Annotated in this window: 19 protein-coding genes; 12 read left to right on the plus strand and 7 right to left on the minus strand. The window is 61.3% G+C overall.

All coding sequences use genetic code 11. From position 1 onward, the window contains the following. The first annotated feature begins 140 nt into the window (after positions 1-140). From NW809_RS01835 to NW809_RS01845, 3 genes are all read left to right on the plus strand, one after another. Positions 141-746, plus strand: a complete 606-nt coding sequence (locus tag NW809_RS01835) for a tRNA-(ms[2]io[6]A)-hydroxylase (RefSeq protein ID WP_011430999.1) — start codon at positions 141-143, stop codon at positions 744-746. 25 nt (positions 747-771) lie between these two features. Further along, positions 772-2,121 (plus strand): sensor histidine kinase, encoded by a 1,350-nt coding sequence (locus tag NW809_RS01840; RefSeq protein ID WP_414401412.1) that lies wholly within the window; start codon positions 772-774, stop codon positions 2,119-2,121. Between the two features lie 301 nt (positions 2,122-2,422). Next, a complete protein-coding gene (locus NW809_RS01845) occupies positions 2,423-4,714 on the plus strand; it encodes a DUF1796 family putative cysteine peptidase (RefSeq protein WP_414346236.1) in 2,292 nt (763 codons plus the stop codon). 55 nt (positions 4,715-4,769) lie between these two features. Here the strand turns inward: NW809_RS01845 and NW809_RS01850 are convergent, their stop codons facing one another. Continuing rightward, complete coding sequence (locus NW809_RS01850; protein ID WP_240527338.1) at positions 4,770-5,690, minus strand: hypothetical protein; 921 nt, start codon at positions 5,688-5,690, stop codon at positions 4,770-4,772. 321 nt (positions 5,691-6,011) lie between these two features. Between NW809_RS01850 and NW809_RS01855 the strand changes: the two genes are divergently transcribed. The 4 genes from NW809_RS01855 (at position 6,012) to arsJ (ending at position 11,495) form a co-directional block, all read left to right on the plus strand. Further along, positions 6,012-7,904, plus strand: a complete 1,893-nt coding sequence (locus tag NW809_RS01855; RefSeq protein ID WP_414401413.1) for an N-acetylmuramoyl-L-alanine amidase — start codon at positions 6,012-6,014, stop codon at positions 7,902-7,904. Positions 7,905-8,054: 150 nt separating this feature from the next. After that, positions 8,055-8,933, plus strand: a complete 879-nt coding sequence (gene murI / locus NW809_RS01860) for a glutamate racemase (RefSeq protein ID WP_414401414.1) — start codon at positions 8,055-8,057, stop codon at positions 8,931-8,933. Between the two features lie 245 nt (positions 8,934-9,178). Continuing rightward, positions 9,179-10,189 carry an ArsJ-associated glyceraldehyde-3-phosphate dehydrogenase gene (locus NW809_RS01865; protein ID WP_414401415.1) on the plus strand — a complete coding sequence of 337 codons (1,011 nt, stop codon included), beginning with the start codon at positions 9,179-9,181 and terminating at the stop codon, positions 10,187-10,189. A 19-nt stretch (positions 10,190-10,208) separates the two neighbouring features. Next, a complete protein-coding gene (gene arsJ, locus NW809_RS01870) occupies positions 10,209-11,495 on the plus strand; it encodes an organoarsenical effux MFS transporter ArsJ (protein ID WP_414401416.1) in 1,287 nt (428 codons plus the stop codon). Between the two features lie 4 nt (positions 11,496-11,499). Here the strand turns inward: arsJ and proB are convergent, their stop codons facing one another. Further along, the gene (gene proB / locus NW809_RS01875; RefSeq protein WP_099812931.1) at positions 11,500-12,615 is read right to left on the minus strand and encodes a glutamate 5-kinase; all 1,116 of its coding nucleotides are present in this window, start codon (positions 12,613-12,615) and stop codon (positions 11,500-11,502) included. 152 nt (positions 12,616-12,767) lie between these two features. On the opposite strand from proB, the gene psb29 reads away from it, so the two are divergent. After that, positions 12,768-13,487: a photosystem II biogenesis protein Psp29 gene (psb29, locus tag NW809_RS01880; protein WP_011430990.1), complete on the plus strand. Its 720-nt coding sequence runs from the start codon at positions 12,768-12,770 to the stop codon at positions 13,485-13,487. 6 nt (positions 13,488-13,493) lie between these two features. On the opposite strand, the gene NW809_RS01885 is transcribed toward psb29, so the two are convergent. Further along, a complete protein-coding gene (locus tag NW809_RS01885; protein ID WP_011430989.1) occupies positions 13,494-14,204 on the minus strand; it encodes an esterase/lipase family protein in 711 nt (236 codons plus the stop codon). Positions 14,205-14,207: 3 nt separating this feature from the next. After that, positions 14,208-14,732 (minus strand): GNAT family N-acetyltransferase, encoded by a 525-nt coding sequence (locus tag NW809_RS01890; RefSeq protein WP_099812932.1) that lies wholly within the window; start codon positions 14,730-14,732, stop codon positions 14,208-14,210. Positions 14,733-14,906: 174 nt separating this feature from the next. On the opposite strand from NW809_RS01890, the gene NW809_RS01895 reads away from it, so the two are divergent. Further along, on the plus strand, positions 14,907-15,626 hold the full coding sequence (locus tag NW809_RS01895; RefSeq protein WP_414401417.1) for a DUF554 domain-containing protein: 720 nt from the start codon (positions 14,907-14,909) through the stop codon (positions 15,624-15,626). A gap of 229 nt (positions 15,627-15,855) precedes the next feature. Here NW809_RS01895 and NW809_RS01900 read toward each other — a convergent pair whose 3' ends face one another. From NW809_RS01900 to NW809_RS01910, 3 genes are all read right to left on the minus strand, one after another. Next, complete coding sequence (locus NW809_RS01900; RefSeq protein WP_049749776.1) at positions 15,856-17,139, minus strand: M16 family metallopeptidase; 1,284 nt, start codon at positions 17,137-17,139, stop codon at positions 15,856-15,858. Positions 17,140-17,168: 29 nt separating this feature from the next. Beyond that, positions 17,169-18,476 (minus strand): M16 family metallopeptidase, encoded by a 1,308-nt coding sequence (locus tag NW809_RS01905; RefSeq protein ID WP_011430985.1) that lies wholly within the window; start codon positions 18,474-18,476, stop codon positions 17,169-17,171. A 113-nt stretch (positions 18,477-18,589) separates the two neighbouring features. Further along, complete coding sequence (locus NW809_RS01910; protein ID WP_011430984.1) at positions 18,590-19,780, minus strand: site-2 protease family protein; 1,191 nt, start codon at positions 19,778-19,780, stop codon at positions 18,590-18,592. Positions 19,781-20,160: 380 nt separating this feature from the next. Here NW809_RS01910 and nrdJ point away from each other — a divergent pair, with 380 nt between their 5' ends. The 3 genes from nrdJ (at position 20,161) to NW809_RS01925 (ending at position 25,358) form a co-directional block, all read left to right on the plus strand. Continuing rightward, positions 20,161-23,580, plus strand: a complete 3,420-nt coding sequence (nrdJ, locus tag NW809_RS01915; RefSeq protein WP_414401418.1) for a ribonucleoside-triphosphate reductase, adenosylcobalamin-dependent — start codon at positions 20,161-20,163, stop codon at positions 23,578-23,580. A 162-nt stretch (positions 23,581-23,742) separates the two neighbouring features. Then, entirely contained in the window at positions 23,743-24,843 is a 1,101-nt protein-coding gene (locus NW809_RS01920; RefSeq protein WP_414401419.1) for a hypothetical protein, read from the plus strand. A 47-nt stretch (positions 24,844-24,890) separates the two neighbouring features. After that, on the plus strand, positions 24,891-25,358 hold the full coding sequence (locus NW809_RS01925) for a hypothetical protein (RefSeq protein WP_414346720.1): 468 nt from the start codon (positions 24,891-24,893) through the stop codon (positions 25,356-25,358). The last annotated feature ends 108 nt before the right edge of the window (positions 25,359-25,466 follow it).

The following is a 25,466-nucleotide window of genomic DNA, read 5'->3' on the forward strand; positions in this document are numbered from 1 at the left end:
GGATAGGGACAACTGCTGCCAGAGCGTCAGACGGGATCCAAGACTTAGAAAGGGGTACGCCGGCAAAGCTAAGATCCGATTAACCCAGTTCCGTTCCCTGCTCCCGCAGCGGGCAGGGTGGGTCAACCTGGAAGCTGTTGATGCCTGAAACCTCTTCTGACCCTGTGCCGACGCTACAACTGGCCTCGCCGACTTCTGCGGCCTGGATCGACCAAGCCATTCGTCACCTCGACCTTATCTTGTTGGATCACGCCAACTGCGAGAAAAAAGCGGCGGGCAACGCCCTTAGTTTGCTGTTTCGCTACCCGGCCAACGGGCGGCTGGTGGAAGCGCTGTCGCCGCTGGCGCGGGAGGAGCTGCAGCACTTTGAGCGGGTGCATCGCCACCTGCAACGGCTGGGGATCCCGATCAGGCCCCTCTCGGCTGCTCCCTACGCCAGCCGTCTCAACCAGCACCTGCGCCGCTCCGAGCCGGAGCACCTTTTGGACGCTTTGCTGGTGGCCGCCATCATCGAGGCCCGCAGCCACGAACGCCTGGGCCTGCTGGGGATCCACGCCCCCGACCCGGAGCTGCGGCAGTTTTACCTCTGGCTGGCGGCGGCTGAAGAGCGGCACTGGCAGTTGTATCTAGACCTGGCGCTGGAGCAGTTCCCCGCTGACGAGGTGCAGGAGCGGCTGGACACCCTGCTGCAGGTGGAAGCGGAGATTTTATCGACCCTTCACCCTGAGCCTCGTGTCCACAGCTAACCCATCCCCTTCCCGCGCAACCCCCATGTTCCAGGCAACGCGGCGGTGGTTGGCCCTCTGGTACACCGTGGTAACAGGGGTGTTTTTGTTGCTGTTTGCCGGCAGCTTCTACTGGTATGTGCAGTCAACCCTGATCGAGCGGGTGGACGACACGCTGGGCCATGTGGTGGAAATTGTCGAGCGCTCCCTGGTGGTGGACGAGAGCCTCTTGGATCCACAGCAGGCCCGCCAGAGCTTAGAGGCCAGCTTTCGGGATGATCCCAGCACCCTGGAGGACGACCACATCGACCTGGAGTGGTTTGATCCCCAGGGATCCCTCATCTGGTCCACGGTGCCCGGCGGCATCCCTGCCCCCCTGCTGACCGAGGGATCCCTGCACACTGCCCGCATCGCTCCTGGGTATTGGCTGCGTCAGTTCACCGAGCCGATCGTGGCCCATGGGAAGCTGCTGGGCTATCTGCGGGTCAGCCATCCCTGGTTTGAGGTGAGCAAGCCAACGCGACAGTTGGTCCGGGATCTTTCCCTCTGGGTGGTGGCCGGTTTGACGGGTGTGGGGGCCATTGGCTGGATGCTCTCCGGCCTGGCCATGCAGCCCATCCGGCAGTCTTATCAGCAGCTCAAGCAATTTACCGCCGATGCCTCCCACGAGCTGCGCAGTCCCTTGGCCAGCATCCAAACCGCGGTACAGGTGGCTTTGGCGGATTCCCAATTGGATGCCGACACCCGGCAGCGCTGGCAGATGGTGGAGCGGTTGTGTTTACGGCTGGGTCGTCTGGTGGACGACCTGCTGTTTCTGGCCCGCCACGACAGCGGCATGGTGCCTTTCCAGCCCCGCTGCTGTGCGCTGGATGCTCTGCTGCTGCAGGTGGTAGAGGAGTTGCAAGGGCTGGCCAACCAAAAACAGATCCGCTTGCAGCTGGAGATTGCTGCCCCTGAGAGCGGGACGGAACCTTCTCCCGCCCAAGTGGATCCCTTTGGCTTTTGGGGAGATGAAGATCAATTGGCCCGCCTGTTTACCAACTTGATCGAAAATGCCCTTCTCCACACTCCCCCCCAAGGAGAGGTGCAGGTGAGGCTGGAGCAGCGGCTGCGCTCTGGATCCCCAGAGCTGGTGGTACGGGTACAAGATACCGGGCCAGGGATCCCACCCCAGGCGCTGCCCCACCTGTTCGACCGTTTCTACCGGGTGGATCCGGCCCGCAGCGGGGATCCCAATCGGCGGTCGGGATCGGGTTTGGGGCTGGCCATTGTCAAAAGCATCGCCGAGCAGCATCGGGGGCAGGTGCAGGTGGAGAGCGAGGTGGGGCAGGGATCCACCTTTGAGGTGATTTTGCCCCAGCGACAATTGGAAACTTGCACTCCAGAAACCCTCTGAAAGTGCTCCAGAAAACAGACAATTCTTGGACAGTATGTTAAGTTCAAGCTAAAGTTCAATTGTTCTTTACTTAGAGAGCTTTACTTTGGGGCTTTAGGTCTTTTTTGTGGCCTTCTGTGTTTTCTGTTTGCGGATCTGAGAACTTCTTTTTTTTAAAACTCAGGATAGGCCAGACAAGGCGGAACTGGATCGCAGCTTTTGTTTTCTCTTACCAGTTGTCGGCAGGGTAATAAGCCAACTGATCAAGCCTGTCTATCTACCGGCAAATCCAGAATAGGTTCCCCTCCCTCTCCTTCGGAAAATGTATCGCTTTCAAGTTCGCGCCACCACTCAGCCCGGCGATCGAATTGCCCTGGTGGGATCCAGCCCTCAACTGGGCGCCTGGGATCCCTGCCGCTGTGTTTGGCTGCAGACGGATCCCGATCGCTACCCGCTCTGGTGGGTGGAGTTGCCATTAGGCCCGGCAGATGGCACTTCTAGCCCACTGTCCTCTGGGGAGGGACTCGAAGAAACCCCTCGACTGGAGTACCGGTACCTGCGCGTTCAGGCCGATGGCGAAGTTATTTGGGAAGCCGCCGATAGGAATCGCTGGGTGCCGCTTGAGCCGGAACCTTTGCCGGCAGTTTTGATCGTGGAAGATGGCGAGTTTGGCCGGATTCCTTTCTATCCATACGGCTATTTTGCCTTGCCGGTGAGCGAGCCTGAGCCCGAAGATTGTCCGGGACTGAAGATAGTCGTCTTGGGCAGTTCGGTGGCCCTGGGGTGCAGCGCCTGGCTGTTGCGAGGATGGGCCTGGCTGTTGCAGAAAGCTCTACGAGAACGCTATGGCCATCAAGTGCGGAACCTCTCCGAATTGGGGGCAAACGTCAGCCGAACCCTGGCCCGATTTGAGCAGGTGGTGATCCCTGAACATCCCGATGTCGTTATTGTTGCCTTGTCTTTGGGAAATGAAGGCTTGGCCACGGCTCTGCCGGAGCATCGCCGTGCCGTCCAAAGGCGGTTTGAAAACGGCCTGCAGCGGTTAATTCAGCGAATTCAAGACATTGGAGCCTTGCCAGTTTTGGGAGGGGTTTACCCCCATGCAGACTACGGCCTAGAACAGCATCTGCTTTTGCAGGAAACTCAGCAAAGGATGCTCAGTTGGGGATGCCCCGTGTTCAACTGGCTGCCCATCTTAGACGATGGCCAGGGGCGCTGGAAGCCAGATCTGGCTTTTGACGCGGCCCACCCTAATACCAAGGGGCACCAACTCATGTTTGCGGCTATTGACCTCTCGATTTTTGATCCCAACACTGTGAAGTCAGCCCCCCTAAAGCTGGCATCATCCAAAGAAAAGCTGATTTTTGAGGATCCCTCTGGCTTTTGGGCGGCCTTGGAGGGTCAGAATCGATTCCGCCTTGTTAATATTACTCCTTATGATTACACCTTGACACCGACTTGGCAATCTTTACAAGCTGCTTTTCAAGAAGCTCGACTACAGCCAGGCTTATATATTGGTAAAAGCGGTGAGAAAGGGCAAGATCAACCTTTGTACTCCCTCTCCATTCATGAGAATGGCTTGATTCAAACAACCCTTTCCATTCCCCCAGATGCCGACCTTGTCTTTTCTCCGGCAGCCGATTTTTTCTCTCCGGAATCCTCAGAAATAGTCTTTAGTGACGGGACTCTAACACTCCTCAAACTTAGCTACCCATCCGCCGGCTTGGATCCCAAGCCCCGCCTGTGTGTGATTAACCAAAGCAGCTATGAGTACAACATCCACCCTATGTGGAAAGAAGTGCGGGCTGCCCTCAAAGCTCTGCCAACAGGCGTTTATGAGGATCCCCTCTATCGCGATGCTCCCTTTCGCACGTTGATGATTGGAGAGGGGGGGTTGGAAAGCCGGGTCAAGGCTGCTCCCAACTCGGTCATGCTATTGGAATACACATGCGCCTTATCTGATATTCATCGCGTTGCTGTTGTTCCCCTGGGGGATCGCTGTGCGGTGCGGATGCTGCTCTACAAGTTGGAATACGACGGGCCTGCCTTTCCGTTTGATCTAACCCGCACCAGCAACCTAGCGGATGTAGCCGATATGATCCACCACGAGTTTCAGGGCATGTGGGATCCGCAATATTTGCACTACAGCCCTGAAGACAGGCGAATTTATCACAGCAAGTGGACAGGTCTTTCTTTCGGCCATGAGGTGGAAGAGGGGGAAGACCCCCTGCAGAATATGAATCCAATCCATGAGCGGATGCGGACTCGTTATACAGCTCGCGCCAAGCGCTTTCTATATGTCTTGGAAAAGGCGGACAAGATCTTGTTCGTGCGCACAGGCGGCTGTCAGCGGGGCGCGGTGATCGACTTGATGGATAAATTGTCCGCTAAGCGAAAGGGCAAGCCCTTCCTACTCCTTATCATTTCCCCTCAGCCTTCAGAGGAGTTTGCCGGGATCCCCAATGTCATCCACTACGATATGGAGTTCAACCCCGACCGCATGTGTGCGGATCCCGAGCATTGGCGATACTGCACAGAGATCATGAGAGAGATCCTCCATTCTCTGGGAGTTTCCAGCCGCAATCTTTTCTGGTGTCCTCCCCAGCCGGCTTAATTGCCTGAGATCCTACCTAGAATGCGATGCCGGTAGGATCCTGCTCTGCCCTACCTCAGCGGTGTTTGCTTGGCACAGAAAGAGCATCAGCCCAGAGGATCAGCCTTGCTTGTAGGTTTAGCCAAATCCCATCGTTCATTCGCAATAAAAATACGATATACAAGCCCAATATAAACAAAATGCACAAGTTCCCTAACCATTTGTAGGTCTGGATAATTTGGTCGGCACTCCAGCCAAAATCATCAACCAAGCGGTTCATATCCCCACCAGCATCCCCCTGGCCACACAGCAGAGTTCCCCACGGGATCGGAGCTAGCCCTTTTTGGATTCTGTGCCATTGCCAAAAGCTTCTCCAGAGGCTGCTGGCTGCAACTCCCAGAACGACGAATCGCCAAAAGTCCCACCGCCAGCGATCTGGCAAGCGAAGATAAAAGCAGGCCATCAAGAAGGTGCTGATGTAAAACTCGCCGCCCACGCCGCCAAAGGTAATTAGCATTTCTTTGGTGCGATTGGGCATTAGCCAGGTCATATAAAACTGCAGCAGCGCAAGAACAACAACCAATGCCTGTAGCCATCGAATCCGCTCCTTGCGGGTCGACCAGAATAGCAAGCTCAGCAAAAAGAGGATCCCAAAGTACACAAAGGGATCCTTTTCCGGACTGATGCTGGTCCAGCCAAAAGGTAAGGGCAAAGCTCGATGCCCGCTCCACCAGGCAATGCTGGCATGGCCCAGCTCGTGAATCCAAATGTGCCAAGGCAAATGTAACAACTCCAATAGAGCAATGCTGTTTACCAGCAGGGCTACCACAAATGCAACTGGGTAAGCCCAGATATTTATCGCCCAGCTATCAAAAGAAAACCGATCCCATCGCTTTTGGGATCTCAAACGCAGGCTGCGCTGCCAAAGCAACTGAGAGCCACAGAAAGCGCGGATTTCCAATTGCTCTAGGCGTGGAATCCGCAGTTGCTTCACCATCAAAAACAGCCGGGCCACAACAACCGGCGGAGAGGGGCTTTGGGACGGGGATCCCAGCAGGTCGATGCGCAAGGTGTTGTCGGCAAGATACACTTGCGCGGGCCAGCGCCACTTCAGGAGCTCTGCCCGAACCACCCGCAGGATCGCTTGGCTGTCCCCAGCGCGGGCCAGGGGGAGGGGATCAGGTAGGGGGGACATCCACACTCCAGAGGCAGGACGAGGATCCCTACCCATTGTGGCCTGGGCCGACTGGCAACGGCGAAATTGCGCTCCCTCTCAGGCCGCTCTGGGGGGAGCTTGGTATAGTTGAGGGCAGCAGGTGTGCCGGAGTGGGTGCAATTCATGCCTGGATTGGAACGGGAGCCCAAACTGTCTAGGCAGAGCTCTCTGTGGGGGGCAACGCTGCTGCTGGGCTTGGCCGGAGCAGGTTTATTTTCCCCCTTGCCCGCTCAAGCAGAGCTGACCGCCGTTCCTGGCTTGTCTCGCATCGAGAGTTGGCACTACGACCCGCAGCGGGGATGGCTAGAGGTCAACACCCAGGGAGAGGTGCGTCCTTTTCTGTTTGTGCTGCAAAACCCTCCTAGGGTAGTGCTGGATTTTCCCAACACTCTCTTTGGGCGGGAGCCCCAAACCCAGACCTTTCCGGGGCGGGTTACCTCGTTGGAGATCAAACAGTTCACCCCAACGATCACTCGCTTTGTGCTGCACCTGCAGCCGGATCAGCCTCTCAGCCTCGACCAACTGCAACTGCTCACGGCTGGTCCCTCCCGCTGGGCTGTCCAGTTCCTCCAACCCGAGCAGCCCTTGCCCGCAGCAGCACCGCTATTTCCCTCGGCAGCCGGCCCCAGGGATCCCATCTCACCGTCCCCGCCGCTGCCCCGCCGCCCCGAAGCCAGCCCACTCTCTCCTCCTGCAACCTCCCCTTCCAGCCATCGGATCTTGGCCATTTCTCCGCAAGCGGAGGGCTTTTTCATCCGCACTCAGGGTAGCCCTTCCACCACGGTGCGGCGCATCCTCGATCCGGATCGAGTGGTGGTGGATTTTCTCAACACCACCCTCAGCCCCGCCCTCACCCAGCGGGTCTATACCGTCAACCGCCTGGGGGTTTCGCGGCTGCGGGTGGGGCAATTCGAGCCCACCATCGCCCGCGTGGTCTTGGATGTGGATCCTTCCAGTGGCGACTGGGAGGCCCGCTACGACCCGCAGCAGGGAGGAATCTGGATCCAGCCCGCCGGGGGTGCTGCCCAGGCCAGCCTTCTGCCCGATCTCAGCTCTGCCGACTCCCAAGGGCCCCTGGCTACCTTGCGCTCTGTGGAGCTGCGGGGGAATCAGCTCATCATCAGCGCCGATGGGTTCATGTTCTACCGGGCCGGCTGGGATCCGGAAAGCGGCGGCTACCGCATCAACGTGGCACCGGCCCGCCTACCCGAGTCCTTGCCGGATCCCGGCTTGCCAATTGGAGGGCCGGTGCAGCGGATCCGCTTTGTGCAGGAAGATGCCCGCACGGTCAGCATTCTGGTGCAACCTGCCGAAGAGTTCAACGTCTTTGAGCCCAATCCCGGCCAGGGATCCCGCCGCATCACCCTGGAGCTGCGCCCCCTCCACGCTCCGCCGTCCGCACCCCAGCCGCAACCGCCTGCCCAAGCTTCCCTTCCTTCCCGCCGGGGCCGGACGGTCATCGCCATCGATCCAGGCCACGGCGGACGGGATCCCGGTGCCATTGGGGTGGGTGGGATCCAGGAAAAGGACATCGTGCTCTCCGTTTCCCACCAGGTACGACACCTGTTGCAAGAGCGGGGGTATGAGGTGGTGATGACCCGCACCGACGACCGGGAAGTGCTGCTGCAGCCGCGGGTGGATATGGCCGTGCAGGCCAACGCCACTCTGCTGGTGAGCATCCACGCCAATGCTCTAGAGCGCTCCAGCATCCACGGCATTGAGACCTACTACCTGCGGCCCGACAGCGCCGAGCTGGCTGTGGTCTTGCACCGCAGCTTGGTGAGGGCCAGCGGCGCCGCCGACCGGGGGGTGCGACGGGCCCGCTTCTTCATGGTGCGGGAAACACCGGTGGGCATGCCTTCGGTGCTGCTGGAGCTGGGGTATGTAACCAACCCAACCGAAGGGCGAAAGTTGGCTACCCCCGAATACCAGGCCATTTTGGCGCGGGCCATTGCCGAGGGCATCGAGGCCTTTCTGCGTAGCCGCCAAAGATAGGGACTCGGTCGGATCTTTGGTTTGAGCCGTTCGCCCCTACGGCCCACTCCGTGAAGGGACGAAGTCCCAGGGTAGGGAAGCTGTCGCCGAGACTCTCGGAAGCAGGGTAGGATACAGCAGCTTCAGCCAAGGTGTTGAGGAGAACGGAGCATGCGTTGGGAGTGGGGATCAGATCCGGATCCCAGTTGGCCAATTGGGGTGTTTGACAGTGGCTTGGGCGGGCTCACCGTCTGGCGGGCCCTGCGCCGTCGCTTGCCCCAGGAGCGCCTTGTCTACTTTGCCGACACGGCGCGGCTGCCCTATGGGGATCGCTCCGCCGAGGAGATCTTGACTTTTGTGCGGCAGATCCTCCGCTGGATGCAGGCGCAGCCGGTGAAGGTGGTGGTGATGGCCTGCAACACCAGCTCGGCGCTGGCCCTGGAGCAGGTGCAGCAGGAGTTTGCCCTGCCCATTCTGGGGCTGATCCTGCCCGGCGCCCAGGCGGCCCTGGCCCAGGGATCCCGCATTGGGGTCATTGCCACGGCAGCCACGGTCAAAAGCCGCGCCTACTCCAAGGCCATTCAAGAGTACAGCGCCCTGGATCCCCAGCGCTTTCCCCAACCTGTCCAGTGCTGGGAGCAGGCCTGCCCGGAGTTCGTCCCCCTCATCGAAGCCGGCCAGTTGGACGGCCCCGAGCTGCGCCAAGCGGCTGAACGCTATTTGCAGCCGCTCCTGCAACAGGGGATCGACACCCTCGTCTACGGCTGCACCCACTACCCGCTGCTGGATCCTCTCCTGAAGTCCTTGCTGCCCTCTTCGGTCAGACGGGTGGATCCCGGCGTGGCGCTGGTGGGATCCCTGGCCCGGGAACTCAGCCTCTGGGGCCTGCGCCGACCCTCAACTGCTAGCCAGGCAGAACCTCACCGCTTCTATGTGAGTGGGGATCCGGAGCGGTTTGCCCAGTTGGCCACTCCTTGGCTGGGCTTTCGACCCCAGGTGGAACGGGTGGAATGGCCGGCCTTGGACGTCAACAACTCCCGCCGGCCCTAGGCGAGAGCAGCAGGCCAGCCCAGGCAAATTGGCCCTACTTGCCCCCCTGTTGCTGCAGCGATCCCACAGGTTCCCTGCCTGCAGCCAGGTCGACACGGAGCAAGGGACAGGGAAAGGCCCTTTGGGTGGCTTTGGAATTGGAAGAGTGCAAGGTTGCCCAGGGCCTGGCCGATTCTCCTTAACTTGATAACCCCAAGTTAGCTCTGGTAGGCTTTAGGCGAGATTCGGCTGGGGGGAGGGGATCTATGGCGGCACGGGTGGGTATCAACGGTTTTGGCCGCATTGGACGCTTGGTGCTGCGGGCAGCTTGGGGTTGGCCGGAGCTGGAGTTCGCCCACATCAACGAGATCAAGGGCGGTCCTGCTGCCGCAGCTCACCTACTTAAGTTCGACTCGGTGCAGGGCCGCTGGAACCTCGACATCGAGGGAGCCGACCAGAAGTTGCGCATCCAGGACAAAATCCTGACCTTTAGCGAGTGCAAATCTCCTGGCGAAGTGCCCTGGGCTGAGTTGGGGATCGACCTGGTGCTGGAGTGCTCAGGGAAGTTTGTGAAAGCCGCAGAGCTAGAGGCCTACTTCAAGGCTGGGGTGCGCAAGGTCATTGTGGCTGCTCCCGTCCAGGACAAAGAGGCCCTCAACATTGTCATGGGCGTCAACGACCACCTCTACGACCCGTCCCGCCACCACCTGCTCACCGCCGCCTCCTGCACCACCAACTGCTTGGCCCCCTTGGTGAAAGTCATCCACGAGGGGATCGGCATCCTGCACGGGGTGATCACCACCGTCCACGCTGTTACCAACACTCAAACGCTGGTGGATGCTCCCCACAAGGATCTGCGGCGAGCCCGCTCGGCTTTGCTCTCCTTGGTGCCCACCACCACCGGTTCTGCCACAGCCATTGGCCTTATCTACCCCGAGTTAAATGGCAAGCTCAACGGCATTGCGGTGCGCGTGCCCCTGCTGAATGCCTCTTTGACCGACGCCGTGTTTGAGGTGAGGCGGCCTACCAGCGTGGAAGAGGTTAACCGTCTCTTAAAAACGGCAGCCGAGGGCGAACTCAAGGGCATCCTGGGCTATGAGGAGTTGCCCTTGGTTTCCGTGGATTTCAAGGGAGATCCCCGCTCCAGCATTGTGGATGCCCCTTCCACCATGGTGGTAGATGGCACGCAGGTGAAGATCCTGGCCTGGTACGACAACGAATGGGGCTACGCCAACCGCATGGCGGAATTGGCCCGCAAGGTGGCCCTTAGTCTGTAAGTCCTTTGGAGACCTGCCCATGACTGCTGCCTCAAGCGCCCAAGCTGCTGCTGTGCGCAACTACGCCCTGGTAACCGCTGCCTACTGGGGCTTTACCATCACCGACGGCGCCATCCGCATGTTGGTGCTACTTCACTTCCACAAGTTGGGCTTCACCCCGATTCAGATTGCCATGCTGTTTCTCTTCTACGAGATCTTCGGGGTGATCACCAACTTCCTGGGCGGCTGGATTGGATCCCTGTTTGGCCTGCGGCTGACGCTGTACGGGGGCATCGCCATCCAGATCTTCGGCTTGGTGATGCTGGGGGTGATCAACCTGCAATGGCCGGTCTGGGGCCAGGTGGCCTATGTGATGACGGCCCAAGCCCTGGCCGGGATCGCCAAAGATCTCACCAAGATGAGCTCCAAAAGCGCCATCCGCCTGGTGGTGCCCAGGGAGGCTGAATCCCGCCTCTTCCGCTGGGTGGCCATGCTGACGGGATCCAAAAACGCCCTCAAGGGGGTAGGGTTTTTCGTCGGGGCGGCCCTGCTGCAGATCTTCACTGAGATCTACGGGGATCCCATGGGCTTCCGCATGGCCAATTTCGTCCAGGCGGGGGCGCTGGCTTTGATCTTCTGTTCCGGGATCCTGCTGCCGGCGGACATGGGCAAGGTCAAGGCCAAGATCCCCTTCAAGCGGCTGTTTTCCAAAAGCCGCGAGATCAACCTCCTCTCAGCCGCCCGCTTTTTCCTCTTTGGGTCGCGCGATGTGTGGTTTGTGGTGGCCCTGCCGGTGTTCCTCTACGACAGCCTAGGCTGGAGCTTTATGCAGGTGGGCAGCTACATGGCCCTCTGGGTCATTGGCTATGGGATCATCCAGTTCCTAGCGCCCCAGCTCCTGGGAGGAGGTCGCCCGGGTCGCGCCCCCAAGGCCCGCACCATCCAGATCTGGACGTTCACCTTGACGGCGGTGCCGGCACTCATTGCTACCGCTTTTATGGCCGGCCTGCCGCCGCAATGGGTGGTTACCGGCGGCCTCATCCTCTTCGGGATCGTCTTTGCCTTCAACTCGGCGGTGCACTCCTATCTGGTACTGGCCTACACAGAGGATGACGATGTCGCCCTCAACGTGGGCTTTTACTACATGGCCAACTCCGGTGGGCGCCTGCTGGGGACGGTGACTTCGGGGATCCTCTTCCAGCTTTACGGTCTGGAGGGCTGCCTCTGGTTTTCCACCCTGTTGATTTTGATGGCAGGGCTGTTTTCGCTGAAATTGCCCGATCCCAGCAAAACCCCCGTGGAGTGGGTGGTTAAGCCGGGGGATTGAGGTGTTAGTCAAGCAGGGCCAGGTTATCCCGGTGAACCGCTGTATCGACTCCCTCGTAGCCCAAGATGTAGGGGATCTCGGCGGTTTTCTTGCCTTTGATCCGCCGCAGTTCCTCGGCGCTGTAGTTGACCAGGCCCCGCCCCACCTCCCGTCCGCCGGGATCGCACAGGCGCACGGCTGCCCCTGCCTCAAAGTCGCCAGAAACGTCGGTGATCCCTGCCGGCAGCAGCGAGCGCCCCTGCTCACAGACTGCCCTTACAGCCCCCTCATCCAGAGTCAGGGATCCCTCGGGGATGAGGCCGTAGGCAATCCACCGCTTGCGAGCACTAACGGGCTGGGGAGCTGGCTCAAAGCGGGTGCCGATGGGCTCTCCGGCCAAGATGGCCGGGATCTGATCGGGCCGTTTGCCGTTGGTGATCACCACCGTCACGCCGGCGGCTGTGGCGATTTGAGCCGCCGTGAGCTTGGTGGCCATGCCGCCCGTGCCCCAGCCACTTTTGCCTTGGGCTTCCGCCTTTATCTGCAGCGGCATCCCGCGCCACACCCGTTCGATCGGCTCGGCGGAGGGGTCCCGATGGGGATCCGCCGAATAGAGCCTGTCCACGTCGGTGAGCAGGATCAGCCACTTGGCCTGTACCATGCTGGCCACGAGGGCAGAGAGGGAATCATTGTCACCAAACTTCAGCTCCTCCACTGCCACCGTATCGTTCTCGTTGACGATAGGGATAACCCCCATCTGCAACAGCTGGGCAAAGGTGCGATTGGCATTGACATAGCGGCTGCGCTCCACAAAGTCGCCGCGGGTAAGCAGCACCTGAGCAATGGGTTGGTTGAGAGCAGAGAAGAGATCATCGTATAGGCGAATTAGCCGTCCCTGCCCCACTGCTGCCACCGCCTGTTTTTCTGCAATTGCCGTGGGTCGTTGGCGCAGGCCCAGGCGGGCACAGCCTACCCCTACCGCTCCGGAGGAGACAAGGATTACCGCATAGCCCTGGCTGCGCAGCCGAGTCAGCACCTCCACCAGCGGCCCCAGCACGGAAAGGCGCAGCGAGCCCGTCTGCATGTCTGTCAAGCTGGAGGTGCCGATCTTCACCACCACTGTTCCCTCTGTTGCTGCCATCTTCTCATTCGATCCACTTGTTCGATCCAGCCAGGGTTCCCCATCCGTATCCCACCATAGCGGAACTGGGGCCCTTGCTTGCCCTCAGAGTCGCTGCAGGGGACAATAGAGGAAAGCAATAAATCTGCCTCAAGGTCTCTCTTTCTCTGCCTGTGAACCCTGTTCGTACCCTCTCCGCCACCAAAGCGGCCTTTTTCAGCGCCTACCCTCGTCCGATCAACGCCGCCTACCGGCGAGTGGTGGAGGAGTTGCTGGTGGAGCTGCACCTGACCACCGTCAACAGCGCCTTCGTCTACGATCCTTTTTTTGCCCTGGGTCTGGTTACTCTCTACGACAGCCTGATGGAAGCCTACCATCCCCCAGAGCAGCGCGAGGCCATCTTCAACGCCCTCTGCAAGGCGCTGCACCTGAAGCCGGAGGTGTTGCGCAAGAACGCCCGCGACCTGCTGGAGCTGATGCGCAGCGGGGATCCCGTCCAGCGATACAACCTGCTCTGTCTCAAGCCGGAGGCAGAAGATGTGGGCGGGCTGAAGGCGATTTTGCAGCGCATGACCCAGCCCCCCTACGCCTACAGCCGAGTTTTGGCGGTTGGCCTCTACACGGCCTACGAAGCGGTGGCCACCTCGCTCTACAAGGAGCCGGAAGAGCGCACCCGCCACTTTCTGGAGGACGTGATCGGCAACCTACCCTTTTCGCCGGAGCGAGTCAAAAAAGATCTGGAGCTTTACCGCAGCAACTTGGATCGCCTGAAGCAGGCGCGGGCCATCGTCGAGGAGATGGTGAAAGCGGCCCGGCGCCAACAGGAGCGCCGCCAATCCACCGCCTCGCTGCCCGAGACTCCCGCCGCCGATCGCAGGGAGTCCAGCGGCTAAAACCCCCTAGACCAAATAGGGGGCCCACCTGTCCACCACCTCAGGCGAGCCGTACCAGCGCCGCCCGCCTCGACCAGAATGGTGACAGTCGGGAAGGGTGAGGTTGATGGCCCCTGGCAGATGGGCGGCCTCGATGGGGGTGATGCCATCTCCCCACAGCTCCCCTTGGCCGGCGGTAAGCCGGTAGCTGTTGTAGGCCAGCCAAGCCAGATAATGCTCCTGCCGCCATAGCGATCCCAGGCCCACGCGCCGCCCTTGGATGGCCTTGCCCGCCACACAGACGTATTTGACCTGTGGCCAGAAGGCTCCCGGGTAGTGGGTGTTAACGAAGTCCAGGTTGCGCCTTGTCCAGCGCTCCCGGCTGGTGTGCGGGGATCCCAGGCTAATTAGGGTGGAAACGTGCTCCCGCCCCTGCCAGACCTGCCCCCCGTAGGGCACGGATCCCAGGTAGATGCGGGCAATCCAGCCGCCCGCGGAGTGGGCCACCAGGTTAACCCGGTCCACTTCAAACTCGGCTTGGGTACGCCGAATCGTGGCCTGCAGCGCCTGCAAGATGGGCGTGACGGGCCTTCCTCCCAGGGTAGGCAGCCAACTGCGCACCTGCAGCGGCACCACCCGAGCCGGGTAACCGCGGGCCTCCAGCTCCCGACGCAAAGGCTCATACTCAGAGGCGCCCGCCAGATAACCGGGCAAGATCACCGTGGGCAGAGCAGCCATGGGCTAGCGGGGGTACCAGAACATGCCCTTGATCCCCTCCGGGTCGGGCGTAAAGCCCAGCCGCTCGTAGAAGCTAACCACATCGCGGTCGGCAAAGAGGGTGATGTTGCTGATGTCTTGGGCGCGCAGCTCGTGGATCACCTTTTCCATCAGCCGCCTGCCCAGCCCCCGGCCCTGAAACTCAGGATGGACCACTACATCCCAAATGGTGGCGTTGAAGGCATGGTCCGAGGTGGCGCGGGCAAAGCCGATGAGGCGACGGTAGCTGCCCCGCTGCTGCCACATCGACACCACCAGAAAACTGTGTTGCAGGGCTTTCCTAACCTTGTGGATGGGGCGACGCGACCACCCTACTGCATCGCAAAGTTCCTCCAGCTCATACAGATCCAAGTTGGGATCCAGGCTAAAGACAATAGTCTCCCCCCCCACCGCCAACGTTTCCTGGCGACGGTCGGCTTTGGCTGTTTGCGCCGGCTCTTTGGTTGTAGCGGCCCCTGCTGCCCCAAACAGGCCTTTCCAAAAGCTCATCTGAATTTTTGCCGAGTAAAAGCCCACCTCTAGCCTGGGCGGGCGTGTCCTCAGTATAGCCAGGATCGGCAGCAGAAATGGTGCATCTGCCCAGGTGTTTCCGCGCAGGCTTGGGACGAACCTTATATCCGAGACTGAGAAATAATCGAGAAAGCTTAGCTCTGGGCACGTTGTATGGCTCCTCCCGGCACCGGCACCCTTGTCAATGCCCTCGCGATCCTAGTGGGCAGCGGCCTCGGTTGGGCGGCGGGCCGTCGCCTGCCCGAACGCATAAGCCAAACCCTGTTGCAAGCCCTGGGATCCCTGGTGTTGGTCTTGGGGATCCAGATGGCTCTCACCCTCAGCAGCGCTGCCCAGGCGGTAACGGTTTTGCTGGCCCTGATCGGGGGGGCTTTGCTGGGGGAAGGGATCGACCTCGAGGCCGCCTTTGAGCGGCTGGGACAGGGCCTGGAAAAGCGGGTGAGCCTCTGGCTGGGCCCCAGCCCTATCGCCCGCGCCTTCGTGACCACCACCATCCTGTTTGTGGTCGGCCCCATGACTCTGCTGGGAGCTATCCAGGATGGCCTGGGGGATCCCTCGCTGCTCTTGGTCAAGGCCGCCTTGGATGGCATTGCCACCCTTGCCTTTACGGCCAGCCTCGGCTGGGGCACGCTGTTTTCCGCCCTGCCGGTGCTCTTGGTTCAGGGAGGCGTGGCCCTGCTGGCGCGGCAACTGCAGCCGCTGTTGCGCCCAGACCTGCTCGCCGCCTTGGAAGCCACTGGCGGGATCCTCATCCTGGGTATTGGCATTAACCTGCTCGGCCTGGCCCGCCTGCGGGTGGCCAACCTGCTGCCCGCTTTGGTGATTGTGGAGCTGCTGGTGGGATTTTTCCCCCTCTGGGATCTCGACTTCTAGGGAACTGGAGGGGGCTCTCGCCCTGGGGGAGAAGGGAACCCAGCACAAGAGCGTCTGGAACCTCCCTCTCTATCCTCTAAGCCCTACCCTGACCGCCGTCCTAGCTGCTGGGGGCCAGCAGCAGTAAGGGTCGCGTCTTGAAAAAGCCTGATCCGGAAACTGACCCGGTGCGCGGCAAGCCCCGTCGTGCCGCTGCGCAGAAGTCGGCAGCCTGCCTCGTGGCACCCACCTACAGTTCAACTTTTGCCAAAGCTTCTTCCGGCCCCACCAGGGCAATGGCCGGGTTGACCAGGTAGGTTGTTGCGGCCTGATGGAGATGGGCAGGGGTGAGCTGCCTTACTCGCTGCAAATACTGCTGGTCGAACTCCAGGCCCAGGCCCAAAATCTCGTACCAACCGGCCAGTTGGGCCACTTGGGCGTTGGTTTGTTTGCTGAGGGCATATTGGCCCAAGAGCTTGCGCTGGGCCATCTCCACTTCCTCGCCGCTCAGGAGGGTGTCGTGGAGGCGACGGATCTCCGCTTGCAGGCGCTCCAGGGCCACCAAAGTGTTCTCCGGTGCCGTGCCCAGGTAGGCCCCAAAAGGGGCGGGATCCCGGCGGGTGGCAAAAAAGGCCGAGACCTCATAGGCCAGGCCGCTGCGCTCGCGCAGCTCCACAAACAGGCGGCTGGACAGGCCGCTGCCCAGGTAGGTGGCCAATAGCTTCAGGGCCGGATAGTCGGCGGAAGCGGCAGGGGAGCCGCGGAAGCCCATCAAGATCGTCGTCTGCTGGGTGGGCTGGGGCAGCTTCAGCAGTTGCGGCCTCTCCAAGGGAGACAGCGGCAGGGCTGGGTCGGGGGCGGGCGGGCCGGCGCTCACCCAATCTCCCAGAGCCGCTTCCACTTGGGCCGCCACTGTCTCGGGCGGCTCTGGGCCGATCACCGCCATCACCATGCCCTCTGGGCGGCAGTAGGTGGCGTGGTAGGCCAGCAAATCCTCGCGGGTCAGGGATCCCACTGTTTCCACTCCTCCCAGCTCTGGCAGGGCGTAGGGGTGATCCCCATAGAGGGCCCGCCGCACCTGATCAAAAGCCAAGCTGAAAGGCCGTTCCTGTCGGGCGCGAATGGCTTGCAGCATCAAGTCCCGCTCCCGCGCCACCTCTGCCTCGGGAAAGCTGGGATCGCGGAGGATCTCCGCCAGCAACTGCAACAGCTCCGGAAAATCCTCCGCTACACAGCGCAGGGCGACCTCGAAATGATCGGCGGCGCTGTCTACCGAAAGGGAAGCTCCCAACGATTCCACCCAAGCGGCAATAGCCTGGGAGTCGCGCTGCCGGGTGCCCTTGGTGAGGACAGCGGCCAGCAACTGGCTCAAGCCCGCCTGCTGCGGTTGCTCTACCCGGCTGCCGCCGCGAAAAAAACAGTGGGCAGCCAGGATCTCCACCGCCGCGTTCTGGCCCACCAGCAGCGTGATGCCGTTGGTCAAGCAGAGGCGCTGCAGATGGCCGCGTTGGGTGGTGGACAGGGTGGGGTGCATTGGGCAAGGGATCCAAGACTGAAAGGCCATCAACGGCAGGCCAGTTGCAGCTCCGAAGCCGCGGCAGCGTCAGAGGCAGCCGGCTTGAGCAGAGCGACCACGTAAGCCTGAGGGGAGAGATACTGCTGCGCCAGCTCGCGGATTTGCGCCGGAGTAAACGCTTGCAACAGCTCCAGGTACTCCTGCAGGCGCTGTACCCCAACCAGGGTCTCGTAGTAGCCGTAGAGGCTGGCCAGTTGACTGGGGGACTCGGCGGAGAAGAGCAGCTCGTGGGTGAGCATGCGCCGGGCGCGATCCAGCTCCGCTTGGCCAATGCCGTCCTGCTGTAACTTCTCGATCTCGTGCAGGATGGTTGACTCCACCTGTGCCAAATCCTCTACCTCCAGTTGAGCGCTGATGCAAAAGAGCCCCCCCTCCTTCAGCACCAGCGAAGAGCAGCCGATAGCCCTCACCCAGCCCCGCTGCTCGCGCAACAGATGCACCAGCCGCGAACTACGGCCCTCCCCCAGCACTACGGCCAACAGCTCTAGGCCGCACACCTGCTCCCAGGCGTCGAGGCTGACAGTGGGCCAGGCTAATTTCAGGCGGGCCTCTTCTGCGCGGGCGTGGGCGCTTTCGCGGCGCAGAACCCCCTGCGGGCGGGGCTGAGGAGAGATCGGAGGGGCAATCCAACCAGGGCCACCGGCGGAGCCGCCAAACTCCTTTTCCACCAAGGCCAGAGCTCGCTCAGGATCAATGCCTCCCGTCACCACCACCGTCATGAATTCGGGTCGGTACCAGCCGCGGTGGTAGGCGCGTAGTAGCTCTGGGGTCAACCCCATCAGGCTTGCCGGCGTGCCCAGCACAGGTCGCCCATAGGGGTGCTCCACCCCAAAGGCAGTTTCCATGAGGAGCTGATAGGCGGTGTAGCCCAGGTTGTCAGCAGCGCGGCGAATCTCCTCCAAAATCACCTGCTGCTCTTGCTCAAACTCCTGATCGGGGATCCCGGCCCGCAACACTGCCTCCGCCAGATAGGGCAAAGTCTCCGGCAGATCGGCGGCAGCTACTGTCATGTAGTAGTGGGTGTAATCCTGGCCAGTAGCAGCGTTGGCAATTCCCCCCCGGCCCTCGATGGCCCGATCCAGCTCGCCGGGGGCCAGTCGCTCGCTGCCCTTGAAGACCATGTGCTCCAGAAAATGGGAGATGCCTAGCCACTCTGGTGGCTCGTTGCGCCCGCCTGTCCGAACCCAGACATCGACAGTTGCAGAATCGGCAATTGGGATAGGGTGAAGAATGACGCCCAGCCCGTTGCTCAGGCAATAGGTATGGGCAGGCAAAAGACGGTGTGTGCGATTCAAAATTCTTAATCGATAGAGATCATCCTCAATCTTATTAAATTTAACGACGAAAGCCGCTCAAGACAGTATGTGAGGTCACCTTTCATCAAAAACCTGCCACAGCCCCTCTCTCGTCACGCTTGCTGCTGTGGATTAGGGGATCCCTCGCCGGCGAGGTTTTCTTCTACCTGGAAGCCAGGGGGCCATTCTTCGCTGTCGCGCAGCCTCTGCACCACCTCCTGGGGCAGTACCACCCCCAACTCCCGCGCCGCCACCGCTACCACATCGCCGCGGTCGATCAAGCCGGCAATGGCGCCGCTGGGGGTGAAGACCAGAATGCGGCGCGGCTCTGCCTGGCGCATCATCTGAATCACCTGGGGGATGGGGGTTTCCTCTTGCACCCCCTGCAGTTGCTCCATCGGCTTGAGAATGGCTTTGAGGGTGAGGTGATCCCACTGGCTACGCTCGATGTCGTTGAGCAGTTCCGGCCTGACCAGGCCGCGGTAGCGGCCATCTTCTTCGGCAAAATAAACGTCCGCTGGCTGAGCTGGGGCTTCCGGCCTGAGGGAAGAAGGCACCAGGTAGCGATCGACAAACTCCCGCAGGCTCATGCCCGCATCCACCACCCGAAACCGGCGGGTCATCACATCCGCAGCTTTTAGGCGGGCCAGCACCTGCTGCAGTTGCGCATACTGCTCATAGCGGCGGGCGCTGTTGACGATAAATAGGCCAATCAGGCCTATCCACAGGCCGTTGAGGCTCCCTAAGAACACCACCCACAACCCCAGGGCCACCAACCCCCAGCCTACCCCTTGCCCAGCGCGAGCCGCCCACAGCATGCCCTTTTGCCGATCCCCTGTCCAACCCCAGATCGCCGCTTTGAGCATCTGCCCCCCATCCAGGGGCAGTCCCGGCAGCAGATTAAACAGGGCAATCATTAGGTTGATGGCAGCCAGGCTGGCGAGGGTTGAGGTCAGGGGCGACCCCGGCCCAGCCCAAGCTCCGGCCACGCTAAAGAGGACAAACAAGCCCAAACTGAGAAGGGGCCCTGCCAGGGCCACCCAAAAAGCGCCCAGGGGACGGGGGACTTCCCGCTCAATGGCCGCCATGCCGCCAAAGATGAACAGGGTGATGGAACTCACCCGTACCCCATAGGCGCGGGCCACCAGGCTGTGGGCCAGCTCGTGAGCCAGCAAAGAGAGAAACAGCCCCAGGGCCGTCACCACGCCATAGGAGAGCACCAGCAACAGGGCCGCCGGAAACCAGGTGTAGTCAAGGAAGAGGGGGATCCCCCACAGGCTACCGATGCGCAGGCGACTGGTCATGGCGATGCAACTCCTTACAAAGCTCTTACTTGGGAGAAGGCCCAGGAAGGTGCCATTGCAGACTTGACGTGGGATCCCTCTTTTCCACTGTAGCCCTTTTGCCTGGTCTTCCTTCCCCACCCGCCGCCGCCAGCCCAGGGGAACAGCGGGGGGAGGTAACCGAGCTTGCCCTATCCCTAGGGGATCCTGAGGAGTTGCCTAGAGAACACCACCACCTACAACACCAGGCTTCTGAAGATTGTGATAACGTGGTTGGGCATTGGCTCGGCAGGGTTGTAAACCGGCGCTCAAAGGAGCTTTCCCAAAGGCAGCTTTGCAGAAGGGGTGTAACTATGGTTCAGAGCAAGGAAGCACATTCTCCGGCAATCCAGGGACTTGGTATGGGCTCCCTGGGCGAATTTCCAGCCACGGCCCCGGCGGCTGCCCCCGTGTTCTACCGTACCTACAGTCGGCGTCGCCCAGATAGCAGCCGCGAGACCTGGAGCGACGTCTGCGATCGCACCCTGGCTGACATTGCCCGCTTAGGGCGTTTTACTCCCCAAGAGCGGGAGCTGGTGGAACGTCTGCAGCGGCAGTTGAAGGCCTTGATCTCCGGTCGGGCCCTGTGGGTGATGGGCACCGACTGGATCCAGAAGCCGGAAAACTACTCCGGTGCCTACAACTGCACCAGCCTCACCGTGGTGGACTGGCGCTCTTTTGGCCTGATGATGGATTTGGCCATGATGGGCTGCGGCACGGGGGCGGTGCTGGAGCCCCAGTTCATCAACCGCTTGCCCCCCATCCTCAACCGCCTGCAGGTGCAGGTGGTGGGATCCATCGGCGCCACGCCGCGGCATTCTCGGCAGGAGCACACCCCCATCCAGCGGCAGGGATCCCGGGTGCACATCCAGGTGGGGGATAGCCGGCGGGGCTGGGTGGAGTCCTACCAGGCGCTGCTGGAGCTGGCGGCGGATCCCAGTTTTGGGGGTCAGGTGGAGGTGACGGTGGATCTCAGCCATGTGCGCCCCGCTGGGGAGCGGCTAAAAGGGTTTGGGGGCGTGGCCAACCCCATCAAGCTGCCCGGCTTGTACCAGCGCTGTGCCGCCATCCTCAACAAAGCCGTGGGCAGGCAACTGAACTCGGTGGAGTGCTGCCTGCTCATTGATGAGGCGGCCGCAACGGTGGTGGCGGGGAATATCCGCCGTAGTGCAGGTATGCGCCAGTTTGCCGCCGACGACGAGCTGGGATCTAGCGCCAAAGACAATCTCTGGCAGCAGGACGAGCAGGGCAACTGGAGAATTGACCCTGAGCGAGATGCCCTGCGCATGGCCAACCACACCCGGGTATTTCACCGCAAGCCAACGCGGGAAGAGTGCATTGCTGCCGTGCGCAAGCAGTTTTACTCCGGCGAGGGGGCTATCCAGTGGGCTGGGGAAGCCGTAGCGCGGGCCAACGCCGACCTAATCAACACCCCCGAGCTGAAGCGGGAGTTCCTCAACGTCTATGCCTCGGAGGGACCCGAGGGAGCTAGGCGCTGGATAGAGGAGCGGCAGGCAGCTAGTAGCTCTCCGTCTGTCCAACCGCCAACGTGGCATAGGGTGCAACGGTATGGGCTGAACCCCTGCGTTACCGCAGACACTTGGATCCACACGGGCGACGGCCCGCGCCAGGTGAAAGACCTTATTGGCAAGCAGCACAGCACCTACGTCAACGGCGAGCTATTCAGCACGACCCCAGAGGGGTTTTTCTACTCCGGCACCAAGCCCGTGCTCAAGCTGGTGACCCAGGAGGGATTTTCTCTTCGGCTGACGGGCAACCATCGTGTTCTCAAAGTCATTGCCCAGACTCCAAAGGCGCAATACACGGAATGGGTGCCGGCAGAAGGGCTCCGCCCGGGCGACCGCATTCTGCTGCACAACCATCGCGACCTAACCCCCTGGGATGGTGAGGGGACCTGGGAGGAAGGCTGGCTCTTGGGGAATTTGCTGGGCGACGGCAGCCTTGCCACAACCCAGTGGAATGACACGGCTGTACTGCGCTATTGGCAGGATACGCAGCAGGAGATGAGCCTCCATGCGGCTCAGTTGTTGCAGGCTGCGGTAGGGTACGAACCTCGCCCGCCAGAGACCTATTATCACCCCAAGCTGAAGTGCCGGGTTATCCATTCCACCGGCTTGGCGAAACTGGCAGCTAAGTTCGGCATGGCTCCAGGACAGAAGCAAATGACTGCGGCACTGGAAGCCACAAGCTTTGATTTCCACCGCGGCTTTTTGTGCGGCCTGTTTGACGCAGACGGCAGTGTGCAGGGCGGTCAAGAGAAGGGAGTTAGTGTGCGGCTTTCCCAAAGCAACCTGGACACCCTCAAAGCTGTGCAGCGCATGCTGGCGCGTCTAGGGATTGTCTCGGTCATCTACGAGAATCGCCGTCCCGCTGGGTATCGTCTGCTGCCTGATAGCAAGCGCCAGCCAGCCCCCTACGCCTGCCAGGTGCAGCACGAGCTGGTCATTAGCGGGGACAACCTGCACCAGTTTCAGGCAGTGGTGGGCTTTCGAGAACCGCGCAAAGCTCAGAAGCTAGGTGAACTGCTCGGCAGCTACCAGCGCCGGCTCAACCGGGAGCGGTTTACGGTTACAGTTGCAGCCCTGGAGCCCGACGGCGTGGAACCGGTCTATGACTGCACCGTGCCCGGCCCAAGCTGCTTTGATGCCAATGGGTTGGTTGTCCACAACTGCGGTGAGATCATCGGATGCGACTTCCACTGCAATCTGGCCGAGATCCACCTCAACCGGCTAGATCCCCACAACCGCCAGGAGCAAGAGGAGGCCTTTACGGCAGGGGCCCTGTCGGCTGCGGCGCTGCTGCACCACCGCTTTGTCGAGCCCCGCTTCCAGCGCTCGCGGGAGTGGGATCCCATCGTGGGCGTCTCGTTTACCGGTCTGTTTGACTTTTGCGTCAAAGCCTTTGGGGTGGACTGGCTGCGCTGGTGGCAAGCAGGAAGGCCCGATACGCCCCTGGGGCAGGAGTTCAAGCAGCAGGAGCGGGAATACCTCAGCTTTTGGAAGGAGGTCGTCCACCGCGTGGTCTGGGACTACTGCGACCGCCACGGGTTGCGCCGTCCCAACCGCTGCACCACTGTTCAGCCCGCCGGCACCAAGTCCCTGCTCACCAACGCCTCCCCCGGCTGGCACCCGCCCAAGGCCCAGCGCTACATCCGCCGCATCACCTTTGCCAAAAACGACCCCGTGGCCCTCGCCTGTCTGGACTACGGCTACTCGGTGGTGCCCGCCCAGTCTGATAAGGATGAAAACGGCAACCTGCTCAACGACCCCTTTGATCCCCGCTGCACCGAGTGGTTGGTGGAGCTGCCGGTGGAGGTGGAGTGGGCCAATTTGCCGGGCGCCGAGGAGATTGAGGTTGAGCGCTTCTCTGCCCTGGCTCAGTTTGACTTCTACATGCAGGTGCAAAAGTACTACACCACCCACAACACCTCCGCCACCATCGAGCTGCGCGAGGACGAGATCGAAGCGCTGGGATCCCGAATTTACGAGGCCATCCGCGACGACGAGGGCTACATCAGCGCAGCACTGCTGGCCCGCTTCGACGCTCCCTTCCCCCGCTTGCCCTTCGAGAAAATCGACAAGGCCACCTACGAGCGGCTGATGGCCGAGGTCAAGCAAAGACGAAAGACCGACAACTTTTACGAGGCGCTGGCGCGCTATGACCGCAACCTCGCCCTAACCGCAGAGGGGCCAGCAGGGTGTGATGCCCTCGGCTGTCTGATGCCGGAGGCTAGCCCGCAGGGCGAGAACCCGTCCCGCTAGCAGAGGGGGGGATCCCGCCTCGGGCTCTGGCTACACTGTTCTTGGCCGGCATATCCGAGCACTGCGCGCCTTGGCAGCCCCCTCGGCAAGCTAGGGGCAGGGGGGGTTGGCATAGGCCGGTTTTCCCTGCTCGAGCGCTTGGTGGCTGGAGGAGTGGATCTGATGCAGACAGGATCGCAGCTCCCGAGGAAAGCCTGGACGGTGGAAATCTGGCGCAGGCTAAGGGGGCTGGTGCTGGCGCTGGCGGTGCTGCTGGGGATCGCCTGTTCTAGCCTCAAGGGCTCTGTGACCTCCCCTCCCGGACTGATCCCCCCTCCGCCCGAGCCGGGCAGCCAGTCGCTCCCCATGCCGGTGCGCACTCTGGGCAACAGCCGCTTTAGGTTGCTGGGTTTGAGGGTGGGGGTGGCCGGGAGCGAGGTTGAAGTTTTGCTAGATAGCGGCTCGGCAGGTCTGCGCATTCTGTCCTCGGCGGCGGGGCGCTTTGGCCTGGAGCGGACAGGGATCCCTTCCACGGTAACCTTCGCCGATGGCACGCAATTTCTCGGAGTGCTGGCTCGCGCTCCCTTCAGCTTGGGCGGGATCCAGAGCCGGGAGCCGGTCACGATTCAGTTGATCGACCAAATCACCTGTGTGGAGCCCCTGGTGGCTACCTGCTCCGACAACCTGTTTGGGCCAGGGCGCCCCTTTGCCGGGATCCTCGGCACCTCTTTGGACGAGCGCAGCCCCGATCGCAACTTGTTTAGTCCCCTCACCCGCCTGCCGGGCAATTTCCGCTCGGGGTACATCATCCAAACCGGCGGCTTTGAGTCTGCTCAGGGCCTTTTCACCGTCGGCCTGACCGAGGCCAACACCGCCGGCTTCAGTTTCCGGCAACTGCCCCAGGTGGGTAGCTTTCCCGATGGCACGCCCATCTGGCGGGATGAAGCTCTGCAAGTGGCCTACAGCATTGGCAACACTTCTATTCAAAATGTCCTCAGCCCCACCGTATTTGACAGCGGCGCTTCCGACATCTTCCTCAACGTTCGACTATTGGGATCCGCTCCTTTTCCCACCGCTACCCTACCCCCAGGCTCGGAGTGGCGAGCTGTGCTGGGAGGAGCCTTTGACTACCGCATCCGGGTTGGCTTTCCGGTAACGCCCAGCCGGGATCGGATTTTTGTTAACGGCAACCAGAGAGTGCAGCTGTTGGGCATGCCCCTGTTTTTCAACGCCGACGTTGCCTTTGATATTGAAAGGGGGCGGATCGGCTTTCGCCTGCGCTGAGGCCGATCCCCTCTTCTGAAGCCTCGAGTTAACTGCGGAGGAAAGTGATGGTTGCCCAAGGGATCCCTGCCCATCGAAGGACACGCCGCTGGCCCTGGGTCTGGGTTCTGCTGCTGTTGTGTTGGTTGGGGTTGGGTGCACCAGCCTGGCCGATTAGCTTGGGGGATCCCTTGCCGGAGTGGGCTAAGTCTATGCAAGTGGGGCGGCAGCGGCTGCGCGGCGTGGAGCACTACCAAGGCCAAGAGCAGATCCGGGCCTACGGCAACCAGGCGGGACGAGTGTTTTGGATTCAAATCGAAAGCAGTGCCGACCTGCCGCCGGATCCCCGGCAGTACCTGGGAGAGTACCAGGCGTTTCCAGCCGAGGTCCTCCAGGTAGTACCGCTGCGGGCGCAGCGGTTGCGCTTCCAGCAGGGAAATCGCAGCGCCGAATGGCAAGTGGTGGGCATGAGCGGCCACTTTGAAGCTGAGGCGTTTAGCTATGACCTGGCCCCGCCCGAGTTGTTTCAGCCCTGACCTAGGGGCACGATTGAGACAATTAGGGCTTATCCTAGAGAGGAGCTTAAACGCAAAGTTTGCTAATGAGACTGCTTCAGCAAGAAGTTCCAGTTATCCTCAATCGCT

Origin of the sequence: Synechococcus sp. WC101 (genome assembly GCF_047461555.1) — a bacterium.
Taxonomy (GTDB): Bacteria; Cyanobacteriota; Cyanobacteriia; order Thermostichales; family Thermostichaceae; genus Thermostichus.